The 18927-nt window shown below is 63.1% G+C and carries 18 protein-coding genes; 15 read left to right on the top strand and 3 right to left on the bottom strand.

The genetic code is table 11. The features are described 5' to 3' along the window. Nucleotides 1-12 precede the first annotated feature (12 nt). The 9 genes from BHMPCIPO_RS22815 to BHMPCIPO_RS22775 all read left to right on the top strand — a co-directional run bounded on the left by BHMPCIPO_RS22815 (nt 13) and on the right by BHMPCIPO_RS22775 (nt 8545). Nucleotides 13-786, top strand: coding sequence for a glutathione S-transferase family protein (locus BHMPCIPO_RS22815; protein ID WP_173519095.1), 774 nt, complete (start codon nt 13-15; stop codon nt 784-786). A 29-nt stretch (nt 787-815) separates the two neighbouring features. Further along, a complete protein-coding gene (locus tag BHMPCIPO_RS22810; protein WP_173519094.1) occupies nt 816-1742 on the top strand; it encodes a dioxygenase family protein in 927 nt (308 codons plus the stop codon). After that, nucleotides 1739-2503 (top strand): SDR family NAD(P)-dependent oxidoreductase, encoded by a 765-nt coding sequence (locus BHMPCIPO_RS22805; RefSeq protein ID WP_246304510.1) that lies wholly within the window; start codon nt 1739-1741, stop codon nt 2501-2503. The genes BHMPCIPO_RS22810 and BHMPCIPO_RS22805 overlap by 4 nt, the downstream gene beginning before the upstream one ends. Continuing rightward, a complete protein-coding gene (locus BHMPCIPO_RS22800) occupies nt 2503-3381 on the top strand; it encodes a beta-keto acid cleavage family enzyme (protein WP_173519093.1) in 879 nt (292 codons plus the stop codon). The genes BHMPCIPO_RS22805 and BHMPCIPO_RS22800 overlap by 1 nt, the downstream gene beginning before the upstream one ends. A 29-nt stretch (nt 3382-3410) precedes the next feature. Next, the gene (locus tag BHMPCIPO_RS22795; RefSeq protein WP_173519092.1) at nt 3411-4415 is read left to right on the top strand and encodes a quinone oxidoreductase family protein; all 1005 of its coding nucleotides are present in this window, start codon (nt 3411-3413) and stop codon (nt 4413-4415) included. A gap of 10 nt (nt 4416-4425) precedes the next feature. Further along, a complete protein-coding gene (locus BHMPCIPO_RS22790) occupies nt 4426-4758 on the top strand; it encodes a cupin domain-containing protein (RefSeq protein WP_173519091.1) in 333 nt (110 codons plus the stop codon). A 124-nt stretch (nt 4759-4882) separates the two neighbouring features. Continuing rightward, on the top strand, nt 4883-5017 hold the full coding sequence (locus tag BHMPCIPO_RS32975; protein WP_376741684.1) for a BCCT family transporter: 135 nt from the start codon (nt 4883-4885) through the stop codon (nt 5015-5017). 129 nt (nt 5018-5146) lie between these two features. Then, nucleotides 5147-8119, top strand: coding sequence for an NAD(P)-dependent oxidoreductase (locus tag BHMPCIPO_RS22780; RefSeq protein ID WP_173519089.1), 2973 nt, complete (start codon nt 5147-5149; stop codon nt 8117-8119). Nucleotides 8120-8353: 234 nt separating this feature from the next. Continuing rightward, complete coding sequence (locus tag BHMPCIPO_RS22775) at nt 8354-8545, top strand: DUF4147 domain-containing protein (RefSeq protein WP_247958883.1); 192 nt, start codon at nt 8354-8356, stop codon at nt 8543-8545. Here the strand turns inward: BHMPCIPO_RS22775 and BHMPCIPO_RS22770 are convergent. Continuing rightward, nucleotides 8487-8690, bottom strand: coding sequence for a hypothetical protein (locus tag BHMPCIPO_RS22770; RefSeq protein WP_173518218.1), 204 nt, complete (start codon nt 8688-8690; stop codon nt 8487-8489). The genes BHMPCIPO_RS22775 and BHMPCIPO_RS22770 overlap by 59 nt on opposite strands. Before the next feature lie 164 nt (nt 8691-8854). Here BHMPCIPO_RS22770 and aspA point away from each other — a divergent pair, with 164 nt between their 5' ends. From aspA to BHMPCIPO_RS22750, 4 genes are all read left to right on the top strand, one after another. Next, a complete protein-coding gene (gene aspA / locus BHMPCIPO_RS22765; RefSeq protein WP_173519087.1) occupies nt 8855-10273 on the top strand; it encodes an aspartate ammonia-lyase in 1419 nt (472 codons plus the stop codon). Between the two features lie 65 nt (nt 10274-10338). Further along, on the top strand, nt 10339-11619 hold the full coding sequence (locus BHMPCIPO_RS22760) for a dicarboxylate/amino acid:cation symporter (protein WP_173519086.1): 1281 nt from the start codon (nt 10339-10341) through the stop codon (nt 11617-11619). A gap of 141 nt (nt 11620-11760) precedes the next feature. Continuing rightward, a complete protein-coding gene (locus tag BHMPCIPO_RS22755) occupies nt 11761-13560 on the top strand; it encodes a sensor histidine kinase (RefSeq protein ID WP_173519085.1) in 1800 nt (599 codons plus the stop codon). Next, the gene (locus tag BHMPCIPO_RS22750; protein WP_173519084.1) at nt 13557-14885 is read left to right on the top strand and encodes a sigma-54-dependent transcriptional regulator; all 1329 of its coding nucleotides are present in this window, start codon (nt 13557-13559) and stop codon (nt 14883-14885) included. Before BHMPCIPO_RS22755 ends, BHMPCIPO_RS22750 begins: the two co-directional genes overlap by 4 nt. Nucleotides 14886-15114: 229 nt before the next feature. On the opposite strand, the gene BHMPCIPO_RS22745 is transcribed toward BHMPCIPO_RS22750, so the two are convergent. Then, a complete protein-coding gene (locus BHMPCIPO_RS22745; RefSeq protein WP_173519083.1) occupies nt 15115-16035 on the bottom strand; it encodes a LysR family transcriptional regulator in 921 nt (306 codons plus the stop codon). 127 nt (nt 16036-16162) lie between these two features. Here BHMPCIPO_RS22745 and BHMPCIPO_RS22740 point away from each other — a divergent pair, with 127 nt between their 5' ends. Both BHMPCIPO_RS22740 and BHMPCIPO_RS22735 read left to right on the top strand, forming a co-directional pair. Next, nucleotides 16163-16747, top strand: coding sequence for a substrate-binding domain-containing protein (locus tag BHMPCIPO_RS22740; protein WP_173519082.1), 585 nt, complete (start codon nt 16163-16165; stop codon nt 16745-16747). A gap of 71 nt (nt 16748-16818) precedes the next feature. Then, nucleotides 16819-18195 carry a carboxymuconolactone decarboxylase family protein gene (locus tag BHMPCIPO_RS22735; protein ID WP_246304508.1) on the top strand — a complete coding sequence of 459 codons (1377 nt, stop codon included), beginning with the start codon at nt 16819-16821 and terminating at the stop codon, nt 18193-18195. A 156-nt stretch (nt 18196-18351) separates the two neighbouring features. On the opposite strand, the gene BHMPCIPO_RS22730 is transcribed toward BHMPCIPO_RS22735, so the two are convergent. Next, nucleotides 18352-18837 (bottom strand): adenosine-specific kinase, encoded by a 486-nt coding sequence (locus tag BHMPCIPO_RS22730; RefSeq protein ID WP_173519081.1) that lies wholly within the window; start codon nt 18835-18837, stop codon nt 18352-18354. Nucleotides 18838-18927 lie beyond the last annotated feature (90 nt).

The raw sequence follows: 18927 nt of genomic DNA, 5'->3' as shown, positions 1-18927 counted from the left end.
GAGGAGGAAGGCATGTCCGAGTACGAACTTTATAACGCACCGCAATCGACCTGCAGCCAGCGCGTTCGCTACACGCTGCACACGAAGGGGCTTCCTTTCGTCGAGCACAAGCTCGACCTCTTCCGGGGCGACCAGTTGAAGCCCGAGTACCTGGCGGTCAACCCCAACGGGTTGGTGCCGGCGCTCGTTCATAACGGGACCTCGGTGCTCGATTCCTCCGTCATCATGGAATATCTCGAGGACATCCATCCCGAGGTGGCGCCGCTTCGCCCGTCCGACCCGCTCAAGGTCGCCGAAATGCGGGCCAAGATGCGCTACATCGACGAGGTGCCGACACCGGCCGTGCGCGTACCTTCCTACAATCTCGCCTTCCTGCCACACTATCAGGCGATGACCGCGGAGGAGTTTCTGGCCGTCTGCGAAAGCAAGCCTCTGCGCCGCGAGTTCCTCCTGAAGATGGGCCGCACCGGCTTCCCCAGGGCCGAGATGGACGAAGCGCTCGGCCGCCTGCAGCGCGGTGTCGACCGCTTCGCGCGCTGGCTCGACGAGAGCGGCGGCCCCTTTGTCCTCGGCCGCATTCTGTCGCTCGCCGACATCGCCATCATGCCGGTCATCGTGCGCATGGACGACATCAATCTTGGTCACTTGTGGGCATCGTCACCGGCAGTCGGCCGCTGGCTGGACCTCATCCGCGAAACCAACGCCTTCGCCGCGACCTACTACCACGGGTCGCTGCTGACCGAGAAATACCCGCACCTGCAATCCCTGAAGACGACGGCCGCCTGAGGCCGGCTGCGACAGCCAGGAGACATGTCATGCAACACGTAAAAGTCGAACCGAAACTGATATCGACCCTCGAGGATGTGACGCCGACGGTCGTCACGGCGATGGCGGCCACACCGGACGCGCGCCTGCGCACGCTGATGGAGTCCGCGACGCGTCACCTCCATGCCTTCATCATCGAGACGCTTCCGACCGAGGCGGAATTCGAAAAGGCGCTGCAATGGATCGCCGCCCTCGGCCATCACACCAATGAGACCAACAATGAGGTCGTGCTCGCCGCCGACGTTCTCGGCGCGTCGACCTTGATCGACCTCATCAACAATGACGGCATGCAGGGCGAAACTATGTCCGCGCTGCTCGGCCCGTTCTACCGCGGCAAGGCTCCCGCCTGCGCCTGTGGCGATTGCATTGCTCGCTCGGAAACACCTGGGCCGAAGCTCTTCTTCCAGGGCAAGGTGACCGGGGTCGACGGCACGCCGATTGCCGGCGCCAAGCTCGATGTCTGGCAGGCCTCTCCTGTTGGCCTTTACGAGAACCAGGATCCGGACCAGGAGGACTTCAACCTGCGCGGCGTCTTTCATACGGACGCGGAAGGCTCGTTCCACTTCGTCTCGGTAAAACCCGCCGGCTACCCGGTCCCGACTGACGGACCGGTGGGGGAATTGCTGCATGCCCAGCGGCGGCGTCCGATGCGTCCGGCCCACATCCACTTCATCGTCTCGGCGCCCGGATACAAGACCCTGATCACGCAGATCTTTTCCGATACGTCGGAGGCGCTTGCAGATGATGTTGTGTTCGGCGCCAAGCAGCAGATCGTCGGCGATTTCGTCGAGCATCGCGAGCCGCATCCCGATCACCCGGATACGCCGTCGCCCTTCTACACCTGCGAATATCAGTTCCGCCTGACGGAGGGCGAGTCGACCTTTCCCGTGCCGCCGATCTCGGGGACCAAGTCATGATGGCAACGTATGAACATCGACTGCCGCTCGCCGGCAAGGTGGCCGTCGTCACCGGCGGCTCCGGCGGCATCGGGCGCGAGGCCTGCCGGCTTCTCGCCGAAGCGGGCGCCCGAGTGGCGATCGGATACCGGTCGTCCACCGAACAAGCCCGGACGCTGAAGGAGAGCCTGGCGGGGGATGGCCACATGGCGGAGGCTGTCTCGATCGAAGACAGCAGCAGCATCGGGGCCTTCCGGGACCGCGTCCTCGGCGAAATGGGCGGCGCCGACATTCTCGTCAACAGCGCCGGAATCACCAAGCCCATCCCGCACGGCGACCTTGATGCGCTAACGGACGACCTCATCGATGAGATCTTCGTCAACAACTGGCGCGGTGTCTTCGCGACCATCCGCGCCTTCGCGCCCGCACTGACGGAGCGTGGCGACGGGCTCATCGTCAATGTCTCCTCGATCGCCGCCTTCACGGGCGTCGGCTCCAATGTCGCCTATTGCGGCGCCAAGGCGGGGCTCGACATCATGACGAAATCGCTCGCTCGCGCACTGGCACCAGCCATCCGTGTACTCTCGGTGTCGCCGGGCGCGGTTGACACTCAGTTCGTCCCCGGCCGCGGCAAGGAGTTCAACGACAAAGTTGCTGCGACGACGCCGCTGAAGCGCATCACCTCGCCGCTCGATGTGGCCGAGGCGATCGTCGCCTGCGCGACACATCTCAAATTCTCGACCGGCGACCGGATCGTCGTCGATGGTGGGAGGCATCTGTGATGCAGCAAAATGTCATCATCACCTGTGCGGTTACAGGCAATCTCACCACGCGGGAAAACCACCCCGGTCTACCCGTCACGCCCGAGGAGATCGCCAATTCCTGCCTGGAAGCGGCAGAAGCGGGCGCCGCCATCGCCCACATCCACGTCCGCGATCCGGAGACCGGCAAGCCGTCGATGGAGCTCAAATATTATCGGGAGGTGGTCGAGCGGATTCGGGCCAGGAACAACGCCCTGATCCTCAATATCACCACCGGTCCGGGCGGCCGGTACCATCCGAGCGAGGACAATCCAGCCGTCGCCGGGCCGCGCACCACGTTGATGCGGCCGGAACGGCGCGTCGAGCACATCGCGGCGCTCAAGCCCGACATTGCGACGCTCGACCTGAACACGATGACCTTCGGCTCGGAGGTGGTGATCAACACGCCAGAGAACGTGAAGGTTATGGCGGATATCATCAACGACGCGGGATCCAAGCCCGAGCTCGAAGTGTTCGACACGGGCCACATCCAGCTCGCGCACGACCTCTTGAAAGCGGGCGCCCTGAAGTCGCCCGCGATGTTTACGATCGTCACCGGCGTCAAATACGGCTTTCCGTCGACGACCGATGTCATGGCGACCGCCGCTCGCATGCTGCCTGGCGATGCCGTCTGGACCGGGTTCGGCGTCGGCCGAATGTCTTTCCCGATGGCGGTGCAGTCCTATCTGCTCGGCGGCCATGTGCGGGTGGGCCTCGAAGATAATTCCTACATCGCCAAGGGCGTGCTCGCCAAAGGCAACGGCGAACTCGTCGAGCGTGCTCGTGACCTGATCGAGAAGCTCGGCGGCAAGATCGCCGAGCCCTCACAGGCGCGCGAAATGCTCGGCCTTCCGGCATGATTTTGACAACCAGTTCAGGGAGATGAGACATGAATATCCAGGTCGACGCAAAAATCGCCAAAGCGTTGAGGGTCAACGAGAAATCGCCCGATCTCGACAATCTCAAGATTGATCTGGCCGATGTGACCATTCCGCGGCCGGGCCCTGGCCAGGTGCTGGTCGAGATCGTTGCGGCCGGTGTCAACCCCAGCGACGTCAAGGCGTCTCTCGGACACATGCCGCATGCCATCTGGCCACGCACGCCGGGACGCGACTTCGGCGGCGTCGTGCGCGAGGGACCGGCTTCGATGATCGGTATGGAAATCTGGGGGGGCGGCGGTGAGCTCGGCATCACCCAGGATGGCAGCCACGCCAAATGGATGGTTCTCGATCAGAAGGCCGTGCGCGCCAAACCTTCGAACTTCACGATGGAAGAGGCGGGGTCGATTGGCGTTCCTTTCATCACCGCCTATGAGGGTTTGCGTGAGGCCGGCGGCGTGCAGCCGACAGACGTCGTGCTCGTCTGTGGCGGCAACGGCAAGGTTGGCCAGGCGGCGATCCAGCTTGCCACGCTTGCCGGCGCACGGGTCTTCGCGGTCGAATATAACGAGCAGCCGCTGCTTGCCCACACGAACGCTCCGGTGGACATGCTGAACAGCGCCAAAGACGACGTTGCCGCGATCGTCAAGGAAAAGACCGGCGGTCATGGCGCCGACATCGTCTTCAATACGGTCGGCAGCCCTTATTTCGAAATCGGCAACAATGCCATGGCGAAGCAGGCGCGGCAGATCTTCATCTCCACCTTCGATCGCGCCGTGCCCTTCGATATCTTCAATTTCTTCCGCGGCCGCCACAAATATATCGGCATCGATACGCTGGCTCTCTCCTCCGTCGAGGGCGCACGCATCTTCGACAAGCTCAAGCCGATGTTCGAAGCAGGCAAACTGAAGCCGTTCCCAATCAACCCGGAGACTGTCTATGGCCTTGCGGATGCGGCCAAGGCCTATGCCTCGGTGCTGCGCGGCACGGCCGACCGCGTGCTGCTGAAGCCGTAAGGAGAGCCGGATGCAGGTCACGCGCTACGCCGCGGCCAAGGCTTACGAGGCAGCAGAGCATTACGACATGCGCTGCCTCCGGCTTCAAGGCAAGGAGGCGACGGAAACCGACACGATCTGGATCGGTCTGTCACATCTCCTTCCCGCTGGCCGGACGTCTCTCAAGGCGGCCGAGGTGGAGAAGATTTACATCGTCGTTGCGGGCGAGGTGACAATCGAAACGCCAACCGGGAGCGTGACGCTCGGCTTGCTCGACAGTTGCAGGCTGGCACCGGGTGAGGCGCGGGCGCTGGTCAACCGGACGAACGCGCCGGCATCGATCCTGCTCGCAATGCCGACTTGAGCTTCATGTCGATGGGCATGAAGCCCAGCAGCTAACAGAGATGAATAAGGCGAGGAATCGTCGTGCGGGACTGAGATCGCTCGCATCTCCCATAAATGGACACGGCGCGCTAGGCAGGGGCGAGGTGGGGCTTCTGGCGCCCTTCGTCGGCGTGCTCATTGCCTGCATCTCGCGTGTCCGCACGATCCGCGATCTTGTGATCGGTATGCTCCTCATTCCGCGCGGCGTGACCTGGGCGTGGATGCCGGCGCGATCGTGATGGGCATGCTTTACAGCGCGCCCATGGCGCATTTCGCCTGCTGTTCGCCGCAGATGAAGTCTTCTTTCCGATGGGTTCGATCCACTATGCCGATCATCCTTCGCCTCGAGAACAGATAGGCAGATCACGATGAATATCGCGCAGATGCAGGAACAGCGACTGAAGGCAATCGAACTGACCAAATCGGGCGCGCCGAGGCCGCCGTCCAACCCATTCTTCGGTGTCGGCCCGATCACCGATGCAACCACCGACGAAGTGGACAGCCGCCTGCGGCGGATCGCGTTCGATGCCTGGATCGAGAAGACCTATCGCAAGTTCGACGACAGGGGCAACGACATTGGCGGCTTCACAACCGCCGAGATTTCCCGCAGCATGCACCGAGGCTATCCGGCCGATAAGATTTTGACCGACATGATGCGGGCGATCCATCGCTATTTCGGCTTTCCGAAGACGAACCGCATGGCAGTCGGGCTCGGCGGTGGCCACAGTGGTTTCACCGTTTGCGTCCAGCATCTGATGAATGCCAACGACACCTCCCAACGCATCTATGTCGATACGCCGCGGCCGGAGAGCGATCCGTCCAAGGCCGCGGGCTTCTTCCGCCAGTCCTGGGCAACACAGCTGATCGAAATGCAGCGCTTCGCCGAAAAGGGTTGCGAGAGCCGTATCCATTTCGCCGCCTCCGAAGGCGTCATTCCGACTGCGGCAGAGCTCTCCTCCCTTGGCGTTTCGATCTTCGTCGGTGTTGGCCACGAGACGACCGGTGCCAATGCCTATACCAGCGGCGAGATCCGCGAGTTGTTGAACTGGATCGATGGCGATCCGACAAACCGCCATGCGGTGTTCGACGCAACCTCGATGCTGGGTGCCATGCCGTGGGAGCCCGAACTGGTCGCTGCCGTTATGGTGAAGTGCTGCCTGTTCATGCCTTTCCAGAAGGCGATCGGCGGCATTTCGGGCTATTTTGTCGCCTCCTTCACGCCGCACGCCCTGGCACTGATCGAGAAGAACCAGCAATCTCCCGCCTGGGCGATCCCCCGGCAACTGAAGATTGCGCCGCCCGTCGATCCCAGGCAGCCCTTTTCGGCCAAGCGCTCCGTCGACGCAGGGCCGTTCTACGACCCGGCCGAAGATCGCATGCTCGGCGGCGTCATCAACACCTACAGCGCGCTCGCCTTTGCCGAGACCACCTTCGGCCTGTTGCAGTCGGAGGCTCGGGTTGGCTCTGTCGTCGATCTCAACCGTCGATCCGCCGCCAATCGCAAGGTGGTCGAGGAGTGGGTCAAGGCGCATCCGCTTTTGTCGCTGACGGTCACCGATGCCGAGCGGCGCGGCGCGGCCGTGACACTGCTGAAGGTGGAGGACGGTGGCATCAGCGATCCTGCCATCCACGCCCGCATCATCGCCCGTTCGAAACAATTGCTCGGCTATGAGGGCATTACCCACCCGAACGGCGATTACGAGCCCGGCCTCGACGCGGCCCGCTACGTCAATGCCTTCCCGGGCACGCCCGGCGACTACCGCGCCTGGGTCGGCGGCATCCGCGAGCCGGAAGATGTCGTCGCGCTTCTGGAGAACCTGCAATACGCCTATCTGCTTGCCAAGATCGTCGTTCTTGAAGAGGAACTGGCGAAGAATGGCGTCACCTTCGAGGCTCCGGCCAAGGCCGATGGGCCCGTCCGCAAGGACGATCCGACGCGTGCCTATACCGTGCTGATCGCCGATATGATCGGCCTGCGCTTCGGCGCCGACGGCCAGCCGGATCACAGCGAGGTGAAGGCCTATATCGAGGAAAAGGGCGGTGTCTTCCATCTCGGGCCGATCGGCGACCGGTCGGCGCTCGAGAAGGGCCGCATCCATTTCTTCTACCAGCCGAATCTCAGCACCGAGGCTGAGATCCTGCCGCAGACCGATAAGGGCCAGTACGACGCGCTGATTGCCGCGGCGACCTTCATTCCGAAGGCCTCCGTCTTCCCGCTCGGCGGCGTGCGCATTGGCGCGGGCACCGGCAACATGGGCTCGGCCTCCTGGGGCGGCGGCAATGGCGAGGGCGGCGAGGCGCCGCTCATGAACACGCCGGGGATCAACAGCCGGGCGACCGCCCAGATGGCGATGAAGGCGGTCGTGAAGGTCGTTCCCGATTTGCCGGTCCACAGGCTGCACCGGATGGTCGCCGAGGGCGACTTCGACACCGGCCGTCAGCTCAAGGATTTTCCCACCGCCAAGCTCGAAGGCCGGAAGATCGCCATTCTCGGCTATGGCAATATCGGTCGTGAAGTCGCCAAGCTCGCCAAGGCCTTCGGCATGAAGGTGGCGATCTACGCCCGCGAGCATCACAAGCGCTGGATCGAGGCGGAAGGCTTCGACTATGCCGCAAGTCCGGTCGCGGCGGCGGCTGGTGCCGACGTCCTCTCCGTTCATATTGGTCTCGGTCGCCTCGACGCGGCAAGCGGCGTCTATTCCAACGCCGGGACGGTTGATGCGAAGGTGCTCGGCGCGATGAATGACGGGTCCGTGCTGGTCAATTACGACCGCGGCGAGGTCGTCGATGCGGTCGCGCTCGACGAGGCGCTGTCATCCGGCAAGATCGCGCATGCCGCGATCGACGCCGACCTCTTCAAGGATGCCGCGACCGGCAAGCTCAGCGGACCGATGCTGCCTTACCTGCCGCTCGAGGAGCGCCATAAGGGCAAGCTCGAACTGCTGCCGCATGCTGCTGCGGACACCGATCATCCCACGCGCGTGACCGGTGCGAAGCAGGCAGTCGACCAGATCTTCGATGCCATTCAATTCAAGTCGGTCACCAATCTCAAGGGTGACCTGCCGATTGGCTATGTGTCGGCAGGCAGTTGCACTCCCGCCGGCATCGGCCGGGTCTCGAAGAGAGCGGTCACCGAACTCGGCGGCAAGGCGGACCTCCTTGGGGACCTGCGGCGGACGTCCGAAAGGGTCGCTGCGATCCTCGGCGCACTCTCTGCCGTTTCCGATCCGGACCATCGCGACCGGATCGTCGATCGCTACACCGGCTTGCTCGTTGAAAGTGTCGATCGGCAGCGGACACTGCTCGAAAAGCTCGGCCTCTACGGGCCAGCGGAGGAGTGATACTGGTTGTCGGCCGACGAGCGTCGTCCGTTCTCGACCTCGCTCTTTAATGGTGGTCGCTGCTGCCGATCCGGCAAAAGGATCGTCGTCAATCTATCGCCGCGCCCGAAGGGCCGCACCGTTGTGGTCGGTGCGGGCAAGGGTTCGGCGACGCCTGCGACAGGATCCAAATTATCGAAGGATTGCATCCGTACCTGACGAGGCGGGTTCCTCGCCTTCGAGGCGGCTTTGAAGGTGGTCTCGAGTCTGTCTGCGAAGGATCTCGTAATCGCGCTCAATTCCGGCGGCGGCTCGGCGCTGCTGCCGATGCCCGCGGGCATGGCGCTCGCGGACGCGATAGCTCAGACTTACCGGCTCGCGTTGCTCATCACGCGCGCATTCGTTCGTTCGCGGGCGCAATTGCGACAGTGGCGTGGAGGCAGCTAAATCCAAAAATCCCTGCCAATGCCGGATCATGTCCAAGCGAATTGGCTAAGCAAAAGCCCGGCATCAGGACGAGTCTCGACGGCAGGAAGTAGGCTTGCTGCCGGAACGGGGTCACATCATTCGGGTTTCCGAACGCGCTGGCCATGCTTCATCCGGAAATCCGAACATGGTCGAACGGGACGGCAAATAGGATGGTTTGATTTCAATGGTTTAGCGGCGCTGCTCGCGTCCGCTCGAATTGGCACGCGTGTTGCTCTCCCAAGGCAACCCCCGCTCGGCAGCGGGTGGATGGAGAGGAGAAAACATTCAATGACTGTTGCCTTGAGCCGCGTAGAGCATGACCTGCTCGGGGACCGCGAGGTCCCCATGGACGCCTACTACGGCGTTCACACCCTGCGTGCCGTCGAAAACTTCGCGGTGACCGGAATTCCGATCTCCCACTATCCGGACCTGATCCGCGCGCTCGCGCAGATCAAGATGGCGGCCGCACGGGCCAATCTGGAACTGGGGCAGCTCGATGCTCAACGGGCGGAGGCGATCGTTGCGGCCTGCCGGGAAATCGAAGGCGGCGCGCTCAACGACCAATTCGTCGTGGATGTGATCCAAGGCGGCGCCGGCACCTCCACCAACATGAACGCCAATGAGGTGATCGCCAATCGGGCGCTCGAGGTCCTGGGGCGCGTACGCGGTGATTACCGGCATCTACATCCAAACGAACACGTCAACCTTGGCCAGTCCACCAACGACGTCTATCCGACGGCGCTGAAGCTTGCGACCTATAGCGGCATCTTCCGTTTGATTGATGCCATGGCGCATCTCCGGGCGGCTTTCGAGCGCAAGGCGGACGAATTCCACGACATTCTCAAGATGGGCCGTACCCAGTTGCAGGACGCAGTGCCGATGACGCTGGGGCAGGAGTTCTCCACCTATGCGGTGATGCTGGCCGAAGACGAGCAGCGGTTGCGCGAGGCTGCGCTGCTGATCCGCGAGATCAACCTCGGCGCCACCGCCATCGGCACGGGCATCACCGCCCATCCCGACTACGCATCCCTGGTTTGCCGGTTGCTTGCCGAGATCAGCGGCGTGCCAGTGATCACCGCGCCCAATCTCATCGAAGCCACACAGGATTGCGGTAGCTTCGTCCAGCTTTCGGGTGTCTTGAAGCGCGTCGCGGTGAAGCTTTCCAAGGTGTGCAACGATCTGCGGCTGCTTTCCAGCGGCCCGCGGGCGGGCTTCGGCGAGATCAACCTGCCGCCGCGCCAGGCCGGCTCCTCGATCATGCCCGGCAAGGTCAATCCGGTGATCCCGGAAGTCGTCAACCAGATCGCCTTCGAGGTGATCGGCAACGACCTGACGGTGACCTTCGCCGCCGAGGCGGGCCAGCTGCAGCTCAACGCTTTCGAACCGATCATCGCCCACAGCCTGTTCAAGAGCATCGGCCACCTCAGCCAGGGATGCCTGATCCTCGCCGACAAATGCGTCGACGGCGTCACCGCGAACCGCGAACGCCTGGAAGCAAGCGTGCTGGGCTCGATCGGCATCGTCACTGCACTCAACCCGATCATCGGCTATGCCAATGCGACCGAGATCGCAGCCGAGGCCCACCGGACCGGCAAAGGCGTCGCCGAACTCGTGGAGGCGCGCGGCCTGATGACGGCCGAAACGCTTGCCGAAGCCTTGCGCCCGGAGGCGCTGACCAAACCGCGCCCGATCATCGCGCGCAACTGAACCACCCCAACTGTTGACTGAAAATCCGCCCGGATGAGCCGAGCGGAGGGAGGAAGGAGATTATCATGAAGATAAACAAGCAGACGACCTGGATCGTCATCGCGATGATCCTGGGCGTCATCGTCGGCTATGGCTGCAATGTTCTGTCGGGCAGCCCGGCTGCAGCAAAGGACATCGCCGGATATTTCGCGATGGTGACGGACATTTTCCTGCGGCTGATCAAGATGATCATCGCGCCGCTGATCTTCACCACACTCGTCGCCGGCATGGCCGGTATGGGCGACGCCCGCACCGTCGGGCGCATCGGCGGCAAGGCGCTCGGCTGGTTCCTGATGGCGTCGCTCGCATCGCTGGCGATCGGCCTCGTGTTCGCCAACCTTTTCCAACCCGGCGCTAATGTCGGCGTGCCGCTGCCCGACATTTCGGCCACCGCCGACCTGAAGACGTCGTCGCTCAATCTCAAGGACTTCATCACCCACGTCTTCCCGCGCAACATCTTCGAAGCGATGGCGAACAACGAGATCCTCCAGATCCTCGTCTTCTCGGTGTTCTTCGGTCTTGCGCTCGGCAGCCTGAAGGACACGAAGGCCCGCCCCTTGATCGAGGTCATCGAAGGTGCCGTCCCGGTGATGCTGAAGGTGACGGATTATGTAATGCGCTTCGCCCCACTCGGTGTCTTTGCCGCGGTCGCCAACGTCGTCACCGTCCAGGGCCTCGGCATCCTGATGGTCTACGGCAAGTTCGTCGGCAGCTTCTACACGACGCTCGTCGTGCTCTGGGCCGTGTTGATCGGTGCCGGTTTCCTGGTGCTGGGCTCGAACGTGTTCCGCCTGGTGAAGGAAGTGCGCCAGCCGATGCTCGTCGGTTTCTCCACCGCCTCCAGCGAAGCGGCCTATCCGCGCGTCATGGAGAAGCTGGAAGACTTCGGTGTGAGGGAGCGCGTCATCGGCTTCGTCCTGCCGCTCGGCTACTCCTTCAACCTCGACGGCTCGATGATCTATACGGCCTTCGCTGCGTTGTTCATCTCCCAGGCTTATGGCCTGCCGCTCACCATGGAACAGCAGATCGTCATGCTGCTGGTCCTCATGGTTTCGAGCAAGGGCATAGCCGGCGTGCCGCGCTCCGCGCTGGTCGTCGTTGCCGCCGTGCTGCCGATGTTCAACCTGCCTGAGGCCGGCGTGCTTCTGATCATGGGCATCGACCACTTCCTTGACATGGGGCGCACCGCCACCAACGTGCTGGGCAATGCGATTGCCACGACCGTCGTCGCCAAGTGGGAAAACGCGCTCGACATTCCTGACGAAGCGGAACAGCGCACGCGCGAAAGACTGGTCGCAGCCGAATAGGCCGACGCCCAATGACTGTCTGCCCGCTTTCTCTTGATAGGCGGGCAGATCACCGCAAGCTCGCTCGGCCTCATCGGATGTGGTAGGGAGCCGGATCAACAATAGTGCTGCGGCGTGTGCATCCGCTCCCATTCGTTCCCAATGTCGATCGCTTCTTTTGTCCGCAAATACGGTTTGTTGCTCCCCGGCCTCGCCGCCGTGGCGCTGGTTGTCGGCCTTGCGGGCTTTCGCATCAGCGAGACCCTCGGCCTGGCGGAGTTACAGAGAACGGGCACGCAACGCCTCGAGCTCTATGCCACCAGCCTGAACAGGCAGATCGACAAATACGCCTATTTCCCGGCGACGCTCGGCCTGGAGCGGGACGTGATCGACCTGATCGCGCACGGTAAGCCGCTCACCGACACCGTCAACCGCTACCTTGAGCAGCTCAACCAGCGGGCAGGCACGCTGTCGATCTACCTGCTCGACCGCGGGGGGCACGTGGTCGCCGCCAGCAATTGGAACCGCCCGGACAGCTTCATCGGCGAGGACCTGTCCTACCGGTCCTATTTCAACGATTCCATGCAGGGGCGGCCCGGCCGGCTTTTCGGCATCGGTACCACCCGCGGCGAGCCTGGCTACTATCTCTCTTCGCCTTTGCTCGCGAAAGGCGCGGTCGTCGGCGTGGCTGCGGTCAAAGTCAGCCTTGAACAGCTGGAGCAGTCCTGGGCGACCGTCGAAGTGCCGGTCATCGTCACGGACCAGAACGGCGTCGTCATCCTTGCGTCCGTACCCTCCTGGAAGTTCACTACGCTGCGCCCGCTGCCGGACCAAGAGCGGCGGCGTCTGGAGCGCAGCCTGCAATACAACGCCCGCCCGCTTCCCTCGCTCGGACTGCGGCGCGAGGAGGCTTTCAGCGAAAATGCCACCCTCGTGCGGCTTGCGCCATCGGCGGACGTCGGCGGCGGTTCCAAGCTGTCGGGCAACTTTCTGGCGCAGACCGCCCCGATGGGCGACACCGGCTGGTCGCTGACGGTGCTTTCCCCCGCCGGTGAGGTCAGGGCGATCGCCTGGACCCGTGCTGCTTTGGCGGCGATCGCCAGTGCCTTCGTCGGAATTGTACTTGTGCTGCTCGACCAGCGGCGGCGGCATCTGCACGACCAACTGCGGGCTCGCGAAGCGCTGCAGCGCGCCCATGACGAGCTGGAGCGCAAGGTTGAGGAGCGGACACGGACGTTGCGGGCCGCGCAGGACGAACTCGTCCATACCGCCAAGCTGGCTACGATCGGCCAGATTTCCGCCGGCCTTGCCCATGAGATAAATCAGCCTCTCGCGGCGCTGCGCACGCTTTCCGGCAATGCGGTCAAGTTCCTCCGACGGGGTGATGTGGCGACTGCCGAAAGCAACCTTGACCGCATCGGCAGCATCGTCGATGGGCTGGGCACGCTCACCAACCAGCTCAAGTCCTTCGCCCGCAAATCCTCGGGTACGCCGGGTCCGATCGATGTCCGACGTTCGGTGGGCAACGCACTGTTCCTGCTCGAACAGCGCCTGCGCCGCGCGAATGTAGACGTGTCCACCGAGATCGCGACGGGCGAGATTACGGCGCTCTGCGATGCCAACCGTTTGGAGCAGGTCATGGTCAACCTGATTGCCAATGCGCTGGACGCCATCGAAAACGCAGCGTCGCCTGCTCTACGCCTTCGCGGCTGGCGCGAAGATGGACGCGCGGTCATCGAGGTCCATGACAACGGGCCGGGCCTGCCGGAACACGTGCGCGAGCACCTCTTCGAACCCTTCTTCACGACGAAGGAAAGCAACAGGGGCTTGGGGCTCGGCTTGGCGATTTCGTCGGAAATCGTGCACCATTTCGGTGGAACGCTGACCGGGGCGAACCACCCTCAGGGCGGTGCGGTTTTCACCGTCGTCCTGCCCGCACCCGGTATCGGAGAAACGCCATGAGCGACAACCTCAAGGTCCTGATCGTCGAGGACGAACCGAACGTCCGCCTTGGATGCCAGCAGACACTCGAACTTGAAGGCATGGATGTCGACGCGGTGGAGAGCGCCGAGAAGGCGCGACGGCTCGTTCCTGTCGACTTTGCGGGGATCGTCGTTACCGACATCCGCCTGCCGGGCGACGACGGCATGGCGCTCATGCATGATCTTCTGCGGCAGGACCGCGACCTGCCGGTCGTCTTGATGACCGGGCATGGCGACATTTCTCTGGCGGTTCAAGCGATGAAGGACGGAGCACACGACTTCATCGAGAAGCCGTTCTCGCCCGACTATTTCGTCGAGGTCGTGCGGCGAGCGCTTGAAAATCGCAGGCTGACGCTGGAGGTGCGCGAACTGCGCGCGCGGCTCGAGAACAGGCAAATGACCGCCGCTCGCATCATCGGAGACTCTGCCGCTATCGAGAGGGTGCGTCACCTCATCGGCGAGCTCGGCAACAGCGCCGCGGATGTACTGATCCAGGGGGAGACAGGAACCGGCAAGGAACTCGTGGCGCGCTGCCTGCACGATGCCAGCCCGAGACGGAGCGGCAATTTCGTCGCCATCAATTGCGGCGGGGTCCCCGAAAACCTGTTCGACAGCGAAATCTTCGGCCACGAGCCGGGCGCCTTCACCGGTGCCGCAAAGCGCCGGATCGGCAAGATCGAGCACGCCAGTGGCGGCACGCTGTTTCTCGACGAGATCGAGAGCATGCCGATGGCCATGCAGGTGAAGCTGCTCAGGGTGCTGCAGGAGCGAACGCTCGAGCGCCTTGGATCGAACACGCCGATCTCCATCGACTGCCGCGTCGTCGCTGCGACCAAGGTGGATCTGGCGGCGCTTGCGGAACGAGGAGAGTTTCGTGCCGATCTCTATTATCGGCTGAATGTCGCGACGCTACCCTTGCCGCCCCTGCGCGAACGCCGCGAGGACATCGGCCTGATGTTCGAGCATTTTGCCCTGCAGGCGGTGTCACGTCACGAGCGGGCCGTGCTCGATCCCGATGCCGAGCGGACAAGGCGGCTGCTTGCCTATCATTGGCCGGGCAATGTGCGCGAGTTGCGCAATGTCGCTGAGCGCTGCGTGCTGGGCATCGAGACCGGCTTTCCGCCTTTCGGCGGAGCGGCGGATGCGACCTCTCGTCCTCTGGCACAAACCGTCGAAGCTTTCGAGCGCGCGCTGATCGCCGAAGCCCTCAGTCGCAACGGCAATAGCCTCGCCCGCACCAGCGAGGAATTATTGACGCCAAAGGCGACCCTGCACGATAAAATCCGCAAGTACGGTTTGACGTGATACCGATCTGGGGCTTGGCACTGCGAAGACATCTCGGCATCTTTGATGCAGTGGTCGTTTGGGGAATTAGCGCCCTCTGAAGTTCCATGCTGTTTTCACGATGGCACGAGCGGCGCGATTGGCTTCGGGGCCAATTCGAAATCATCGACATTGGACGCCGGCGCGGTCGGGCGCAAGTGGATCGGATGGCGTTGGCCGCCCCAATCGATCGGAGCAACTTTCGGCGACGCTATTGATCCGTCTCTTGCGATATCTCTCGGATCACGCGTCGAAGCCATTGGTGTCCCGCATCCGCCTCATGGCGCGCATGCCAGGCCTGAACGACCCGAAAGGGCGGAATTCCGATGGGCGGCGGGAAGAACCGAAGCGGCAGCCCTCCTGGCAGCCGCCCGAACAGCCGGCGGGGTTCCGTTGCCACCAGGTCCGATGAGTCGACCAGGAATGGTGCCATCAGAAAGTGCCCGACGGTGACCACCACTTTTCGTTTCAGCCCGCGCTCGGCCAGCACGGCATCGACGTAACCGTACGGATTGCCCCTCGTCGATACCTGGAGATGGCGAAGCGATAGATAGCGGTCGAGGTCGAGAGGGCCAGCAAGGGCGGGGTGATCGCCCCGGCCGGCGCAGACGAAATCCTCTTCGTAGAGCAGCTCCTCGCGCAGGTGCGTAGGGGGTCCGGGGAAGTTGCCGGCGATGAGTTCGACCGATCCTTCTTCCAGCATCGGCAGGCCGACGCCGTGACTGGTGTTGCGGACCACGAGCGAGACGTTCGGCGCTTCGTGTTCCAGGCGCGCAGTCAGTCGAGGCAAGAGCACGTAGGCCGCATAGTCGGACAAGCCGAGTGCGAACTGGCGTGCGCTCTCTCTTGGTTCAAATGCCTGGCCGCCGCGCAGCACGACTTCGACCTGTTCGAGGATCGAGCGGATGGCCGGAGCGGCTTCAAGCGCAACCGGCGTCGCAATCATGCCGCGCGGCGAGCGAACGAACAGAGGGTCGCCGAAGAGGGCGCGCAGTCGATTGAGTGCGTGACTGACGGCCGGCTGCGTGAGCCCGATCCGTTCGGCGGCACGGGTCGCATGTCCTTCCGCCACCAGGGCGTCGAACACGACCAGGAGATTGAGGTCGATGCTGGCGATATTAACTGTTTTCATGGCGGCGATATTATTAATTCATTGGATTTATCGCAATCGCTAGACCTTCAATGGCCGCGTTCCTTCGGTCCCTCAGACCGATCCAATCGCCGCTCGACCAACTCGAGCCCGCTGAAGGAGAAGATGTTTGCCCAGCCCCTCCACCATTTCCCGTCACCGGAAGACTGTCTCGCTCGTCACATCGCTTCATCTGGCAATCACGAGCCTGGCGGCTCCGGCGATCAGCCTTGCGCTTGTCTCGCCAGCGGTCGCGCAGACGAAAATCGAAGCGGTTGCCGTCGCCGACGCAATCAATGCCGCAAAGGCGAGCGTCGCCGATGCACTGGCATCCGGTGAACGCGTGCTGCTCGCCGAACTCCATGGGCCGACGCTCTACGTTTTCAACACGGAGAACAATGTCGGTGGCCCGGTCCTGCGCGTTCTTGAACAGTTGGGCTTCAGGCCTGTTCTACCGGAAGGCGTCGATGTCGGCGCTTCGGGCGTGACGTCTCTCTGCCTCCACGCGTTGCGGCGCTCCCCTGCCGATCACGTCTTCTTTCTGAACTTCTCCACGTCAGACAACGCTGTGCGCGAGGTCGAAGAGGCGCTGGGGCCGATTTCGGGCGGTCGCCTCTATCGGATGGGCACGACGACATCCATCGCACTCTCCGCAGAATGGACCGAGCCGTATCTCGTCCCGCTTATCGCCGAAGCGATCCGGGCTGACGGCTGACTCCAGGCAACGTGGTCAAACTAGGCGCGCCCCGAAGCACAGCGTCGTGAGACCAAAAGGATCCGAAGACAATGACCAGCAAGTGGAAAGATGCCGAGCTGAACGGCGACGGCACGATAGATCAGGACAGACGAACCATGCTCAAGACTTCTGCAGGCCTGGTGGCTACCGCCGCACTCGGCGAACCCGCTTCCGCACAAGGGGTTGATGCCGCAGCCGAGAATCGGCGCGCAAAGGGGCTTGAGGCGCTAAGCGCCGTTGGCGGCGCAGACTTCAGCCGAACGCTCGATCCGCTTTCCGCGGATCTATCCCGGATTCTGATCGAAGATGCCTATGGCAACGTGATGGCAAGGCCCGGCCTTTCGCAGAAAACCCGCGAGCTTATCAATGTGGCCGTCATCACCGTCCTGGGGACAGCGCGGCCTGCACTTCGCTTTCACATCGCCGGCATGTTGGAGACCGGCTGGAACCCGCGTGAGGTTGTCGAGACCCTGATTCATAGTGTGGTCTACGGCGGCTTTCCCTTCGCCCAGGACGCCATGCTTCTGGCCAGGGACGTATTTGCTGCGCGCGGCGTTGCCGTCGACACCGCCTCCGGTCGACCGGAAGGTGATGACTGGGTGCTCGGGGTGCAACAGCTGCTCAAGACAGGCAAAGACGACGCCGGCGCACTTGTCCGCCGCGCGGTCGACGGATCTGGCCCATCTCCCGATCTTGATCGGCTGACGGTCGAGTTTGCCCACGGCGAAATCTGGAACCGGCCGGGCCTTGCGGTCAAGGACCGGGAACTTGCAACCCTCGCCATGGTGGTTGCGATCGGCAATCTCGATAGCACGGTGCGTTTTCACGTGGAGGCCTGTTTGCGGACCGGTTGGACGCGGGCTGAAATCACGGAACTGCTGATCCAGCTGCCGGTTTACATCGGTTGGCCAAAGGCGCTCACCGCAGTCGAACCGGCACTCGCCGCATTCGCAGAAGCGGAGAAGCCGGGCGGTCTGGCTGAACCGTCAAAGGCAAGTGAGGGCTTGGCCGAGGAGCGTACGCAGGCAGAGACGGACGAGGCCCGCTTCGACAGAGGCGTCGCAGCCATGGGCGACATCAGCCGGGCCTCTGGCCACGCCGTGGTTGAAGCCTTCCGTCACATCGCTCCCGATCTCGGCCGCTACATCCTCGAATTTTCCTACGGCGATGTGTTCTCGCGGCCCGGTCTCGACCTCAAATCGCGCGAACTGGCGGCTGTCGCCGCGCTTGCGGCGCGTGGAACCGCAGCAGACGAAATACCGCTCAAGGTTCACGTCCAAGGGGCGCTGAACGCCGGAGCCACACGACAGGAAGTGACGGAGGCCATTCTCCACATGCTGCCCTATGCCGGTTTCAGTCGTGTGCAGGCGGCGATGGCATCGGCAAGCCAGGTGTTTCACGCAACCGAAGCCGACGAGGGTCCCTAACCTGCGTGGCTCGAATGGTCATCATCGGTATTGCCCGTGCCGGCCAGGAGATTTCGGCCTGTCCGTTCCAACGCGCCACCGGCCATACCTGGATTGGGATGGCCTTCGGTGGCGCGCGGGCCGCACCGGCGCGCTGACATGGGCCTAATCCAGGCACTAAAGCTTGTAGCCGATCTGCCGCAGCAGGTCTTTCCGCCACGCAATGTCTGAATCCGTTTCGACACCCAGCGGTGAGGCGCCATCCACCACCCCAAGCACGCCGCGACCCAACTCCGTTTGTGCGACGATCACCTGTGTCGGGTTGGCCGTCGCGCAGTAAATGCGGCAGACCTCCGGCACGGCACGCACGGCGGCCAGCACATTGACGGGAAAGAATCCGTCACCCAGGAAGATTAGGAAGGTGTGCCCGGCGCCAATTGCCAATGCGTTGTCTCGTGCAAGGGCGAGCATGGGTTCGTCATTACCCGACCAGCGCACCAACCGCTTACCGGAGGCCTCGCAGAAGGCGAGCCCAAAGCGAATGCCAGGAACCGCGCCCACCATCGCCTCGTGGAGGTCTTCCACAGTCTTGATGAAATGCGACTGGCCGAAAATGAAGTTGGCGGCGTCCGGCTTGACGATGGGCACCACGGTGAGTTCCATGGCTGCGCTCCTTCAAGGTAGGCAATGTAATGGTAGCTAGGCCCGTGCAGGGTGATTTCAAGCGGCCATGTTGCGCTGGGACCTAAAGCG

Source organism: Ensifer sesbaniae (genome assembly GCF_013283665.1).
Classification (GTDB): Bacteria; Pseudomonadota; Alphaproteobacteria; order Rhizobiales; family Rhizobiaceae; genus Ensifer; species Ensifer sesbaniae.
Note: the sequence above shows the minus strand (reverse complement) of the source record. Positions and strands in the feature narration are given on the sequence as shown.

Coding starts and splice junctions, on each gene's coding strand:
- BHMPCIPO_RS22750 (WP_173519084.1), top strand. CDS start 13,557: ATGAGCGACAACCTCAAGGTCCTGATCGTCGAGGACGAACCGAACGTC.
- BHMPCIPO_RS22805 (WP_246304510.1), top strand. CDS start 1,739: ATGATGGCAACGTATGAACATCGACTGCCGCTCGCCGGCAAGGTGGCC.
- BHMPCIPO_RS22795 (WP_173519092.1), top strand. CDS start 3,411: ATGAATATCCAGGTCGACGCAAAAATCGCCAAAGCGTTGAGGGTCAAC.
- BHMPCIPO_RS22770 (WP_173518218.1), bottom strand. CDS start 8,690: ATGGCCAGCGCGTTCGGAAACCCGAATGATGTGACCCCGTTCCGGCAG.
- BHMPCIPO_RS22735 (WP_246304508.1), top strand. CDS start 16,819: ATGACCAGCAAGTGGAAAGATGCCGAGCTGAACGGCGACGGCACGATA.
- BHMPCIPO_RS22800 (WP_173519093.1), top strand. CDS start 2,503: ATGCAGCAAAATGTCATCATCACCTGTGCGGTTACAGGCAATCTCACC.
- BHMPCIPO_RS22730 (WP_173519081.1), bottom strand. CDS start 18,837: ATGGAACTCACCGTGGTGCCCATCGTCAAGCCGGACGCCGCCAACTTC.
- BHMPCIPO_RS22760 (WP_173519086.1), top strand. CDS start 10,339: ATGAAGATAAACAAGCAGACGACCTGGATCGTCATCGCGATGATCCTG.
- BHMPCIPO_RS22780 (WP_173519089.1), top strand. CDS start 5,147: ATGAATATCGCGCAGATGCAGGAACAGCGACTGAAGGCAATCGAACTG.
- BHMPCIPO_RS22815 (WP_173519095.1), top strand. CDS start 13: ATGTCCGAGTACGAACTTTATAACGCACCGCAATCGACCTGCAGCCAG.
- BHMPCIPO_RS22790 (WP_173519091.1), top strand. CDS start 4,426: ATGCAGGTCACGCGCTACGCCGCGGCCAAGGCTTACGAGGCAGCAGAG.
- BHMPCIPO_RS22745 (WP_173519083.1), bottom strand. CDS start 16,035: ATGAAAACAGTTAATATCGCCAGCATCGACCTCAATCTCCTGGTCGTG.
- aspA (WP_173519087.1), top strand. CDS start 8,855: ATGACTGTTGCCTTGAGCCGCGTAGAGCATGACCTGCTCGGGGACCGC.
- BHMPCIPO_RS22755 (WP_173519085.1), top strand. CDS start 11,761: ATGTCGATCGCTTCTTTTGTCCGCAAATACGGTTTGTTGCTCCCCGGC.
- BHMPCIPO_RS22810 (WP_173519094.1), top strand. CDS start 816: ATGCAACACGTAAAAGTCGAACCGAAACTGATATCGACCCTCGAGGAT.